Here is a 12,316-nt window from a genome sequence, read left to right as displayed (position 1 = left end):
TCGAACGGAGCGGGGTTTACATGACGATATTTTTGCTGATCGCCATCGGCTATCTTCTCGGCTCGATCCCCTTTGGCGTGGTCCTGACGCGTTTCTTCGGCGCTGGCGATCTGCGCCAGATCGGATCAGGCAATATCGGTGCGACCAATGTGCTGCGCACCGGGCGCAAGGGGCTTGCGGCGGCAACGCTGATCCTCGACGGAGCGAAGGGCGCAGTCGCGGTCCTGCTCGCGCGGCATTTCGTGCCGCAACTTGGCGAGCATGCCGCGATGATCGCGGGCGCGGCGGCGATGATCGGGCATTGCTATCCGGTCTGGCTGAACTTTCGCGGCGGCAAGGGCGTCGCGACTTTGCTCGGGCTGGCGCTGGCGCTTGCCTGGCCGATCGGCCTGGTGTTCGCAGTGGTGTGGCTCGGCACGGTGCTGCTGCTGCGCATCTCCTCTCTCGGCGGGATGCTGGGCGCGATCTCGGCGCCGATCGCGGCTCTTGCGTTCGGTCATCCGGTCTATGCGATCGGCCTCGCGGGGCTTGCGGTGATCGTGCTGTGGCGGCATCGCGAAAATATCGCGCGGCTGCGCGCCGGGACCGAACCGCGCGTCAGTGGAAAGAAAAAGGGCCCCACAGGAGCGGGGGAAGCGTGACGCACGCCGAACGGCTGGCGCGGCTTCGCCTGATCCGCACGCCGCACGTCGGCCCGGTCAGCTGGCACCAGCTCATGTTGCGCTTTGGATCAGGCGAAGCCGCGCTCGATGCGCTGCCGGAGCTCGTGCTGCGCGGCGGGGCAGGGAAGGCGCGCATCGCGCCAGCCGAGGTTGCAGAGCGCGAGATCGAGCGTGTCGCAACGCTGGGCGCGCGTCATATCTTCAGCGATGAGGATGATTATTCTGCGATGCTCCGCGAGGTGGAGGGCGCGCCGCCAGTTGTCGTCGTTCGCGGCGACACCGCCATGCTTCGGCGCCCATGCGTTGCGATCGTAGGCGCGCGCAATGCCTCGGCGATCGCATGCCGCTTCGCGCGCCAGCTCGCCGCCGATCTGGCATCGCGCGACGTGACGGTGGTCAGCGGCCTCGCGCGCGGGGTCGACACTGCGGCGCATATCGGCGCGCTCGGCGGTTCGACCGCCGGGGTGATCGCCAGCGGGATCGACATCGCGTTTCCGCCCGAAAATGCCGCGTTGCAGGAAAGGATCGCGAGCGACCAATTGCTGATCGCCGAACAGCCGCCGGGCGCCGAACCGCTGGCACGTCATTTCCCTTCGCGCAACCGGATCATCGCCGGGATCGCGCACGGCACAGTGGTGATCGAGGCGGCGCCCAAATCGGGATCGCTGATCACCGCACGCCGCGCCGGCGACTATGGCCGCGAAGTCATGGCGGTGCCCGGCTCGCCGCTCGATCCGCGCGCGCAGGGCTGCAATATGCTTATCCGCGAAGGCGCAACGCTGATCCAGACGGTCGACGATGTGCTCGAAGCGGTCGGACCGATCGACGCACGAATGGTGCGCGAGCCGGTGCAACGCTATGCTGCGGCCCCGGCGCGGGTGAACGCCGGCGAGGGGGAACGCCGGTCGTTGATCGACCTTCTCGGGCCGACCCCGGTCGCGGTCGACGAACTGGTGCGACAATCGGGGCAGGACGCCTCGACGGTGCAGCTGCTGTTGCTCGAATTGGAGCTTGCGGGGCGTGTCGAGCGTCACGCTGGTGCGAAGATTTCCCTCACGTGATCGACCGCGCAGGCGACAGGCATTCTGCCCGCCGATTTCAAATGGCAGCACGGCTGACGAAAAATCCGGCTTGACGGCATCGAGCGATCCCCGCCACCCTCGCGCGTACATGTGAGAGCCGGTGAACGGGGATAGTTTTTTAATGCAATTGGTAATTGTGGAATCGCCTGCAAAGGCGAAAACGATCGAGAAATATCTCGGTCGCGACTTCAAAGTTCTGGCCAGCTATGGCCACGTCCGCGACCTGCCGCCCAAGGACGGATCGGTCGATCCCGACGACGGCTTTGCGATGCAGTGGCTGCTTTATCCCGACAAGGCGAAGCGGATGAAGGAAATCCAGGACGCCGCCAAGGGTGCCGATAGATTGATCCTCGCGACTGACCCTGACCGCGAAGGTGAAGCGATCAGCTGGCATGTACAGGAATTGCTGCGCAGCAAAAAGGCGCTGCCCGCTGAAGTCGACCGCGTGACCTTTAATGCAATCACCAAGGACGCGGTGCTGACCGCGATGGCGCATCCGCGCGCGCTCGACGACGATCTCATCGACGCGTATCGCGCCCGACGCGCGCTCGATTATCTGGTCGGTTTCACCCTGTCGCCGGTGCTGTGGCGCAAGCTGCCCGGCGCCAAATCGGCGGGCCGCGTCCAGTCGGTTTCGCTGCGCCTTGTCGTCGAACGCGAACGCGAGATCGAGGCCTTTGTTGCGCAGCAATATTGGTCGGTTACCGGGCTGTTCGAAATGTCCGGCACGCCGTTCAAGGCGCGGCTTGCGCGTTGGCGCGGCGACAAGATCGAGCGGCTGACCATCACCAACGAGGCAGATGCGCGCGCCGCCGAGGCCGACGTAAGGGCGGGTCATTTCACCGTCGACCTCGTTGAAACCAAGCCGCTGACGCGCAACCCGCCGCCGCCGTTCACGACCTCGACCTTGCAGCAGGAAGCGGCGCGCAAGCTCGGCTTCTCGGCCAGCCACACGATGCGGATCGCGCAAGGCCTCTACGAGGATGGCGCGATCACCTATATGCGTACCGACGGCGTCCAGATGGACGGCAGCGCTATCAGCGCGGCCCGGAAAGCAATCGCGACGCGCTACGATGGCGGCTATGTCCCCGACCAGCCGCGCCAATATCAGACCAAGGCGAAGAATGCGCAGGAAGCGCACGAGGCGATCCGCCCGACTGATTTTTCGAAGGACAAAACCGGCGGCGGCGATCATGCACGGCTGTACGAGCTGATCTGGAAACGCGCGATGGCAAGCCAGATGGCCTCGGCGCGGCTCGAGCGCACGAGCATCGACCTCACCGATGGCACCGGCAAGACGATGCTGCGCGCGACCGGACAGGTGATCAAATTCCCCGGCTTTCTCGCGCTCTATGACGAAGGCCGCGACGATAGCGAAGATGAAGATGCGCGCCTGCTGCCGGCAATGGCAAGCGGTGACGCGCCTGCGAAGACCGGCATTGAGGTCGAAAAGCACGAAACGCAGCCGCCACCGCGCTATTCGGAGGCGAGCCTTGTCAAGAAGATGGAAGAGCTCGGTATCGGGCGTCCCTCGACCTATGCCTCGATCCTCCAGGTGCTGAAGGATCGCGCCTATGTGACGGTCGAAAAGAACCGGTTCATTCCTGAGGAAAGCGGCCGGTTGCTCACCGCTTTCCTCGAACGCTTCTTCGAACGTTACGTCCAATATGATTTCACAGCGGGGCTCGAGGAAGAACTCGACGATGTCTCGGGCGGGCGCGCGCAATGGCAGGCGGTGCTCGAACGCTTCTGGCGCGATTTCAAGCCGCGCACCGGCGAGGTGATGGAACAGAAGCCTTCGGAAATCACTGCGGCGCTCGACGAATTCCTCGGCCCTTATCTCTTCCCCGACAAGGGCGACGGCAGCGATCCGCGCATCTGTCCCAACTGCGGCACCGGCAAGCTGGCGCTGCGCGGCGGCAAGTTTGGGCCGTTCATTGCGTGCAGCAATTATCCCGATTGCAAATACACCCGCAAGTTCGCGCAGCCGGGCGGCAGCGATGGAGCCGACACCGGACCCGAGACGATGGGCAATGATCCCGACAGCGGGCTGGAAGTGACGAAGCGCAGCGGACGCTTCGGTCCATACATCCAGCTCGGCGACGGTAAGGAGGCGAAGCGCTCGTCGATCCCGAAGGATATACCGGGCGAAGACTTCGACCTCGATTATGCGCTGCGGCTGCTCAGCCTGCCGCGCGAGGTCGGGGTGCATCCCGAGAGCGGCAAGCCGATCATGGCGGGTCTGGGACGCTATGGCCCCTATCTACTTCACGACGGCAAATATGCGAAGCTGACTGGCACCGCCGAAATCTTCGACATCGGCATGAACGCTGCGGTCGTCCGCATTGCCGAGGCGGCGGCGGGTGGTGGGCGTGGACGTACCAAGGCCGAGCCGCTCAACACCTTCGGCCCGCATCCGACGAGCGGCGGCGAGATGAAGCTGATGGAAGGGCGCTTTGGCCCCTATGTCACCGACGGCACGACCAATGCGACTTTGCCCAAGTCTGCCGATCCGGCGACGCTGACGCTTGAAGAAGCGATCGCACTGATCGACGCGCGCGCAGCCAAGGGGCCGGCGAAGGGTAAGAAGAAGGCGGCGCCGAAGAAGGCGTCGGCCAAGAAACCAGCGGCGAAGAAGAAGGCTCCGGCGAAAAAGAAGGCCGACGCAGAATAGCAGGGCTCTTCCGTTTCTTTCGTCATTCCCGCGAAAGCGGGAATGACGAGGTTGTAGGGTGTCTTAGCAGACGGCGTTCGCGGTGGCGCCAACTCATGCTAGGGTGGTGCATCGGGGAGAATGTCGATGCGCCACCTCTACGCCGTCATCCTGGTTGCCGTCCTGTCCGTTTTTTCGCTGCCTGCGGCCGCGCAGCAGCCCGGGCGCCTGATCGCTGCGACGCCGCTGCCCGAAACGCCGCCGGGCGTTCAGGCGTGGCGCGTTCAATATTGGACCACCAACGGCAACGGACAACGCTTCGCGGTAACCGGCATCGTCGCTGCGCCCATGGAAGTGATCCCGGCGCGCCCGCGCCGTGTCATCGCCTGGACGCACGGGGCTTGGGGGGTTGCGGAAAGATGCGCGCCCTCGCTCAGTCCCAATTTCTTTGAATATTCGGCGGGGATGAACGCCGTCCGCAGCGGCTATGTCGTCGTCGCCCCCGACTATATCGGCCTTGGGAGCCCGACGATGCACCCGTTCCTAGTCGGGCAGGACACGGCGAATGCGGTACTCGACGCGGTGCGCGCGGCGCGCGAAATCCCGGGTGCGGGGGCAGGCAGCAGCTTTGCGGCATGGGGCGAATCGCAGGGCGGGCACGCCGCGCTGTGGACCGCGACCGCCGCGCGCTCCTATGCCCCCGACCTGACGCTCGTCGCCACGGCCGCCGCCGCGCCGCCGACCGATCTCGCGGCAAATTTGCGCGAGGGCAGCGACAAAAATGCGCGGGCGCTGCTCCTGTCCTTCGCGCTCCACAGTTGGTCGACGCTCTACGGCTTTTCGCTCGATCCGATCACCAACCGAACGAACCAGGGCATCATCACGCGGCTGGCACAGAATAATTGTGTCGAATTTCACAAGAAACCCAAGCTCCGTACGATCCTCGGCATCCTGACCGTCGCCCGCGCGACAAAGGGCAAGGATATCGAAAATATCGAACCTTTCGGTGCCTTCGAGCGTGCGAACAGCGTCGACCCGGCCCGCGTGCCAGGGCCGCTGCTGATCGCGCAGAGCAGCAAGGACACGATCGTCGCACCCGCCGTCACGCGCAACTTCGCCAAGGCCGTCTGCAAAGGCGGCACGCCGCTGCGCTGGATCGACATGACCGGCGATCATGGCGCCAGCGCGAAGGACAGTGCGCAGGAAACGATCGGCTGGATCACCGCGCGCTTCGACGGCAACCCGCCGCCGAACGATTGCAGACGGCTCTAGTCGACCCAATCAAGCCCCATGTCGCGATAGACACCGCGGTCCTCGTCCCAATTCGCCTTGACCTTGACGTGCAGGAACAAATGGACCTTGCGCCCCAACAGCTCTGTCAGCTCAGCGCGGGCCTTGCTGCCAATCTCCTTGATCCGCTCGCCCTTGTGGCCGAGGATGATCGCGCGCTGGTTGTCGCGCGCGACAAGGATTTGCTGGTGGATTTCAGCGCTTCCGTCGGGGCGTGTCGTGAATTTCTCGGTCTCGACGGTCGACTGGTACGGCAGTTCCTCGTGAAGCTGGCGATAAAGCTGCTCGCGCGTGATTTCGGCGGCGAGCATCCGTTCGGGGGCGTCGCTGACCTCGTCCTCGGGAAAATGCCAATGGCCTTCGGGCATCAGCTTTGCGAGGTGCGCCTTGAGTTCGGGAACCCCGTCGCCGGTGCTCGCCGAGATAAAGAAGGTTTCATCGAAGGCGACGCGCTCATTAAGCTGCGTCGCGATCGTCAGCAGCTTGTCCTTCTTGGTCAGGTCGACCTTGTTAAGCACGAGAAATTTCTTCTCGGGGCGCCCCTCGATCCCCTGCAGCACGCGTTCGGCGCGCTCACCGAGTTTTGCTGCGGCGTCGATCATCACGAGGATCGCCTCGGCCTGATCGAGACTGTTCCATGCTGCGGCGACCATCGCGCGGTCGAGCCGGCGGGTGGGGGCGAAAATGCCCGGCGTGTCGATCAGCACGATCTGCGTTTCGCCGTCCATCGCGACCCCCATCAGCCGCGTGCGCGTGGTCTGCGCCTTCGGGCTGACGATCGCGACCTTCTGGCCGACAAGCGCGTTGACGATGGTCGATTTGCCCGCGTTCGGCGCGCCGACGACGGCGACAAATCCGCAACGGTGGGTCATAATTTCATTCCTTCGAGCTCAGCGAGCAATGTCGCCGCCGCGGCCTTTTCGGCCGCCTGTTTGCTGGTGCCTTCTGCCTCGGCGCGCGCAAGCTTGCCGATGCTGACGGCCACGCGAAAGCGCGGCGAGTGGTCAGGGCCTTCGCGCGCGACGATTTCATATTCCGGCGGGCGGCGCTTGCGCGCGAGTGCCCATTCCTGCAGCGCGGCCTTGGGATGCTTGGGTGCTTCCTGCTGCCCGTCGATCATCTCATCCCAGTGGGTGAGGATGAAGCGGCGCGCGGCCTCGGCACCCTGATCGAGATAGAGCGCACCGATCAGCGCCTCGATCGCGTCGGCCGCGATATTGTCGCTATAGCGCCCGCCATCATTGCGTGCCTGCGCGCCGAAGCGGACGAGGGCGGTCAGGTTCAGGCGCTGCGCAATCGCCGCGCAGGTCGCACCCGACGCCAGCACATGCAGCCGCGACGACATCTCGCCCTCGCTAGCCGCCGGAAAACGCGTGTAGAGTTCCGACGCGATCACCAGGCCCAGCACGCGGTCGCCCAAAAACTCAAGCCGCTGATAATCGGCGCGCCCGGTGCTTCCGTGCGTCAAAGCCAGATCATAGAGTTTCAGGTCGCCTGGGGTGCAGCCGATGATCTCGGCGAGCGCCCCGTTATTAAGCGGATCGTTCAAAAACCGTCCCCGATGCGGCCCCACCGCGCCGCAGTGAACCAGCTGATCGGGTTGATCCAGCTCGCCGACCCGTCGGTCGAGAACATGCCGACGAGCGCGTGGCCGACCAGATTTTCCTCAGGGACGAGGCCGATGCCCTGATTTTCCATCGCGGGGAAGCGGCTGTCGGCGCTGCGGTCGCGGTTGTCGCCCATCAGGAACAAATGGCCAGCGGGCACGACGACGAGCGGGGTGTTGTCCTCGGCGATCGTCGTGATGTCGAGGATGTTATAGCTTTTGCCGCTCGGCAGCGTCTCGCGGAACTGCTTGTACCGGCACTGGCGCTGGCCGTCGGCGGCGATTTCCTCGAACTCAGGCGAATAGCAGGGCAGGGTGCCCGTCATGCGCGAGGCTTCGACCATGTTCGGAGTCACCGGAATGACGAAGTCGGCAATGGCTTCGCGCTTCAGCGGCTTGCCGTTCAGCCATACGATGCCGTCCTTCACCTGCACGCTGTCGCCGGGCAGGCCGATGACGCGCTTGATATAATCATTGTCGGCCACCGGCGGCGCCTTGAACACGACGACGTCGCCGCGTTCGGGGGTGCGCGCGAAAATACGGCCAGGGATCAGCGGAACGCTGAACGGCAGGCTGTATTTCGAATAGCCATAGGCCATTTTGTTGACGAGAAGATAGTCGCCGATCAAGAGCCGCGGCTGCATCGATTCCGATGGAATGTTGAAGGGCGACAGGAAAAAGCTGCGGAAAATCAGCACCGCAATCGCGAGCAAAGCGAGGAAGCGGACGGTGTCGACCGCCTCTTCTTTGGCGGACAACGGTGCCGGGGTCGGGGACGACGGCGCGGGTCCGGTCGGGGGCGTCACATCGGCGGTAAAGCTGGCTTGGGTCATGCCGCGCATTGGCGATGAATAGGTTGCCACGTCAAGCAAATATCGGCGGACGACACTGGCGCCGCGAGGGCCGCAGGCTTACAGAAAGTTCGAGATTCGCTCCCCCTTCTCGAGGATTTTGATGATGACGACAGCTTCGCAGGCCTGGCAGGCCCTTTCCGAATGGCAGCCGCAAAAGCTGACCGATCTGGTCGCCGCCGATCCCGAAGCGCGGCTGCAGGCCACGGTGCGCCGCGTCGCCGACATCCGCTTCGATTTTGCCAAGACGCATCTTGACGCGGCGGCTGTATCGATCCTCTCCGACCTTGCCGCGGCGCAGGATTTCGCGGGCCGGCGCAAGACGCTGTTTTCGGGCGGCATCGCCAATCCCACCGAAGGTCGTGCTGCCGAGCATAGCGCCGAACGGGGCGACGGCGCGCCCGAGTCGGTCCACGCTGCACAGGCGCTGCACCAGCGGATGCGGATGATGATCGACGCGATCGAGGCGGGTGCGTTCGGCGAGATCCGCCACCTGCTCCACATCGGCATCGGTGGCTCGGCACTCGGCCCCGACCTGCTCATCGACGCGCTTGGCCGCCACAGCGACCGCTATGACGTCGCGGTGGTGTCGAACGTCGATGGGGCGGCGCTCGACGAGGTCTTCGCCAAATTCAGCCCTGAACATACGCTGGTCGCGGTCGCATCGAAGACCTTCACCACCACCGAGACCTTGCTCAACGCCAGTTCGGCGCTGCAATGGCTCGAAGAGGCCGGCGTTACCGATCCACTCGGCCGCTTCATCGCGCTGACCGCCAAGCCCGAGCGCGCGATCGAGTGGGGCATCGACGAGACGCGCATCCTGCCGTTCAACGAAAGCGTTGGTGGGCGCTATTCTCTCTGGTCGTCGATCGGCTTTCCCGCCGCGCTCGCGCTCGGATGGGACGCCTTTGCCGACCTGCTCGAAGGCGCGGCCGAGATGGATCGCCATTTCCGGCTCGCCGACGGCGCCGACAATGTCTGCCTGCTCGCCGCCTTTGCCGATCAGATTTACGCGAATCGCCTCGGCTGCCAGACGCGCGCGGTCTTTGCCTATGACGAACGGTTGCGGCTCCTTCCCGACTATCTCCAGCAGCTCGAAATGGAATCGAACGGCAAGTCAGTCACCCTCGACGGCCAGCCGGTCGGCCGTGAGAGCGCGCCAATCACCTGGGGCGGCGTCGGCACCGACGCGCAGCATGCGGTGTTCCAGCTGCTCCACCAGGGCACGCGGCTGACCCCGGTCGAGTTCGTCGTCGCTCGCGAGCCCGACCATCTGCTCGACGAGGCGCATCACGAAACGCTCGTCGCGAACTGCATCGCGCAGGGCGCGGCGCTGATGACCGGGCGCGCGAGCGCCGACGGCGCGCGCAATTATCCCGGCGACCGGCCCTCGACGACGATCCTGCTCGATCAGGTCACGCCGCACAGTCTCGGCGCGTTGATCGCCTTTTACGAACATCGCGTATTTGCCAACGCCGTGCTGCTCGGGATCAACCCGTTCGACCAGTTCGGTGTCGAGCTCGGCAAGGAAATGGCCAAGGGGCTTTCCGAAGGGACGGTCGAATTCGATCCCGCAACACAGGCGCTGATGCAGGCCGCGCTAGGGGAGTGACCTCGCGCTTCATCACTGTGACCGCAAAATTCGATTGGCATCGCAGGGCAGCGTAACCACATAGGCGCCCGACGCGAATAGCACGCGACCACAAAGATCAGGGGTTTTGAATGAGCGAGTTTGATTTCGACCTGTTTGTCATCGGCGCCGGATCGGGCGGCGTCCGCGCCTCGCGCATCGCGGCCTCGCACGGCGCCCGCGTTGCGCTAGCCGAGGAATATCGCGTCGGCGGCACCTGCGTCATTCGTGGCTGCGTCCCCAAGAAATTGCTCGTCTATGGCGCGCATTTCGCTGAGGATCTGAAGGATGCGCGCAAGTTCGGCTGGGACGTCCCAGACTGCAAATTCGACTGGAACCGTCTCCGCGACAACGTCCTCGCGGAGGTCGACCGGCTCGAAGGCCTTTATGGACAGACGCTCGACAATCACAAGGTGACGCTGTTCAAGACCCGCGCGACCGTCGTCGGCCCGCAAAAGGTCCGTCTCGCCGACGGGCAGGAAATCAGTGCCGAACGCATATTGATCGCGACCGGCGGCTGGCCGCACGTCCCCGAATTTCCGGGCAGCGAACATGCCATTACCTCGAACGAGGTTTTCCATCTCGAAACGCTGCCAAAGCGCGTTGTCATCGCGGGCGGGGGCTATATCGCCAACGAATTTGCCGGCATCTTTAATGAATTCGGTAGCAAGGTGACGATCGTCAACCGCGGCGACACGATCCTGCGCGGTTATGATGAACAGATCCGTGACCGACTGCTGCAGATTTCGATGACCAAGGGCATCGAGTTCAAGTTCAACGCACCGTTCCAGTCGATCGAGAAGAATGACGACGGCTCGCTAACGGTCCATCTGGACAATAGCGAACCGATCCAGGCCGATGCAGTGCTCGTGGCCGCAGGACGCGTACCCAACAGCAAGGGGCTCGGGCTCGAAGAGATCGGCGTCGAACTCGATAAGGACGGCGCGATCAAGGTCGACGAAGCGAACCAGTCGTCGGTGCCGAGCATCTATGCGGTCGGCGACGTCACCAATCGTATCCAGCTGACCCCGGTTGCGATCCGCGAAGGGCAGGCGTTTGCCGACAGCGTGTTCGGCGGCAAACCGACCGTCGTCGACTATGCCAATGTCCCGAGCGCGGTGTTCAGCCACCCGCCGATCGGTGCGGTCGGCATGACCGAGGCCGAGGCGCGCAACAAGCTCGGCTCGATCCGCGTCTACACCAGCGACTTCCGCGCGATGAAAAATGTCCTCGCGGGCCGCAACGAGCGTGCGCTGTACAAGATGATCGTCAACGCGGCGACCGATCAGGTGGTCGGGCTGCACATGATCGGCCCCGACGCCCCCGAGATTTTGCAGGCCGCGGCGGTGGCCGTGAAGGCCGGGCTGACCAAGACCGACTTCGACAACACTGTCGCGCTCCACCCAAGCATGGCCGAGGAACTCGTGCTGCTGAAATAATCCTGCTACCCTCCATGCTCTCGACGGGCGTGGAGGGCCGCATGACGGGTACGGCACTGGTTACCGGAGGCAGCGGTTATATCGCGGGCTTCCTGATTCGGCAGCTGATAGACAACGGCTGGACCGTCCACACGACGGTGCGCAGCCTGAAACGCGAGGCAGAGGTCCGCGGCTGGCTGAACGTCGATAACGACCGGCTGAAATTTTTCGCCGCCGATCTGGAGCATGACGCGGGCTGGGCCGAAGCGATCGCGGGCTGCACGCATGTCGCCCATATTGCCTCGCCGTTTCCCCTGGACGTGCCCAAACATGCCGACGATCTGGTCGTCCCCGCGCGCGAAGGGGCGCTCCGCGCGCTGCGTTTCGCGCGCGCCGCCGGGATCAAGCGCTTCGTCCTGACCTCGTCGATGGCGGCGATCGCCTATGGCCATGGCGATGGTGGCGGCATTTACAGCGAGTCCGACTGGACCAATCTCGATAACCCCGATGTCATGCCCTATCCGCGCTCGAAGACCGTCGCTGAGCGCGCGGCGCGCGAATGGGTGAAGGCCGAGGGCGACGATATGGAGTTCGCCTCGGTCAATCCCGCCGCGGTGTTCGGGCCTTTGCTCTCGGACGATCTTTCGACCTCGATCGAGCTGGTGAAACAATTGCTGGAGGGCAAGGTGCCGATGTGCCCCGACATCGGCTTCGGGATCATTGACGTGCGCGACGTCGCCGACCTTCATTATCGCGCACTGACGGCGCCCGATGTCCGAGACGAGCGTTATGTCTGTTCGGGGCCGTTCTTGAAGATGATCGACGTCGCGAAAATCCTGACCACGAACCTTGGCGACAAGGCGAAGAAGGTGCCGACGCGCAAAATGCCCGACTGGCTGCTCAAGCTGTTCGCGCTGGTGCGGCCCGAGCTCAAGCAACTCGTCGCCGAACTCGGCAATGTCCGCGGCGGCGACAGCAGCCATGCGATGAAGACGCTCGGCTGGACGATACGCCCGCCCGAGGAAGCGATCCTCGCAACGGCGCATGGTTTGATCGAGCGGGGAATTGTGAGGGTGTGAAGTCTCCCTCCCATTTATGGGAAGGACTAGGGGAGGGCATGTTTC

General features: G+C 64.2%; 10 protein-coding genes. 7 read left to right on the top strand and 3 right to left on the bottom strand.

Going from position 1 to position 12,316, the window contains the following annotated elements; translation table 11 throughout:
* Positions 1-20 precede the first annotated feature (20 nt).
* From plsY to SKP52_RS08830, 4 genes are all read left to right on the top strand, one after another.
* Positions 21-641 (top strand): glycerol-3-phosphate 1-O-acyltransferase PlsY, encoded by a 621-nt coding sequence (plsY, locus tag SKP52_RS08845; RefSeq protein ID WP_039574029.1) that lies wholly within the window; start codon positions 21-23, stop codon positions 639-641.
* The gene (dprA, locus tag SKP52_RS08840) at positions 638-1,723 is read left to right on the top strand and encodes a DNA-processing protein DprA (protein WP_039574028.1); all 1,086 of its coding nucleotides are present in this window, start codon (positions 638-640) and stop codon (positions 1,721-1,723) included. The genes plsY and dprA overlap by 4 nt, the downstream gene beginning before the upstream one ends.
* A 142-nt stretch (positions 1,724-1,865) precedes the next feature.
* Positions 1,866-4,418 carry a type I DNA topoisomerase gene (gene topA, locus SKP52_RS08835; RefSeq protein WP_039574026.1) on the top strand — a complete coding sequence of 851 codons (2,553 nt, stop codon included), beginning with the start codon at positions 1,866-1,868 and terminating at the stop codon, positions 4,416-4,418.
* A gap of 126 nt (positions 4,419-4,544) precedes the next feature.
* On the top strand, positions 4,545-5,669 hold the full coding sequence (locus tag SKP52_RS08830; protein ID WP_160292382.1) for a lipase family protein: 1,125 nt from the start codon (positions 4,545-4,547) through the stop codon (positions 5,667-5,669).
* Here the strand turns inward: SKP52_RS08830 and era are convergent.
* From era to lepB, 3 genes are read right to left on the bottom strand one after another with little or no spacing between them, the layout of a single operon-like run.
* Positions 5,666-6,559 carry a GTPase Era gene (gene era / locus SKP52_RS08825; RefSeq protein ID WP_039574020.1) on the bottom strand — a complete coding sequence of 298 codons (894 nt, stop codon included), beginning with the start codon at positions 6,557-6,559 and terminating at the stop codon, positions 5,666-5,668. The genes SKP52_RS08830 and era overlap by 4 nt on opposite strands.
* Entirely contained in the window at positions 6,556-7,236 is a 681-nt protein-coding gene (rnc, locus tag SKP52_RS08820; protein WP_081997272.1) for a ribonuclease III, read from the bottom strand. The genes era and rnc overlap by 4 nt, the downstream gene beginning before the upstream one ends.
* Positions 7,233-8,051 carry a signal peptidase I gene (gene lepB / locus SKP52_RS08815; RefSeq protein ID WP_039580421.1) on the bottom strand — a complete coding sequence of 273 codons (819 nt, stop codon included), beginning with the start codon at positions 8,049-8,051 and terminating at the stop codon, positions 7,233-7,235. The genes rnc and lepB overlap by 4 nt, the downstream gene beginning before the upstream one ends.
* A gap of 199 nt (positions 8,052-8,250) precedes the next feature.
* Here lepB and pgi point away from each other — a divergent pair, with 199 nt between their 5' ends.
* From pgi to SKP52_RS08800, 3 genes are all read left to right on the top strand, one after another.
* Entirely contained in the window at positions 8,251-9,756 is a 1,506-nt protein-coding gene (gene pgi, locus SKP52_RS08810) for a glucose-6-phosphate isomerase (protein ID WP_039580417.1), read from the top strand.
* Positions 9,757-9,866: 110 nt separating this feature from the next.
* Positions 9,867-11,213: a glutathione-disulfide reductase gene (gene gor, locus SKP52_RS08805; protein ID WP_039574015.1), complete on the top strand. Its 1,347-nt coding sequence runs from the start codon at positions 9,867-9,869 to the stop codon at positions 11,211-11,213.
* A 41-nt stretch (positions 11,214-11,254) separates the two neighbouring features.
* Positions 11,255-12,271, top strand: coding sequence for an SDR family oxidoreductase (locus SKP52_RS08800; RefSeq protein ID WP_039580413.1), 1,017 nt, complete (start codon positions 11,255-11,257; stop codon positions 12,269-12,271).
* Positions 12,272-12,316: the final 45 nt, after the last annotated feature.

The organism is Sphingopyxis fribergensis, assembly GCF_000803645.1.
GTDB classification, from domain to species: domain Bacteria; phylum Pseudomonadota; class Alphaproteobacteria; order Sphingomonadales; family Sphingomonadaceae; genus Sphingopyxis; species Sphingopyxis fribergensis.
Note: the sequence above shows the minus strand (reverse complement) of the source record. Positions and strands in the feature narration are given on the sequence as shown.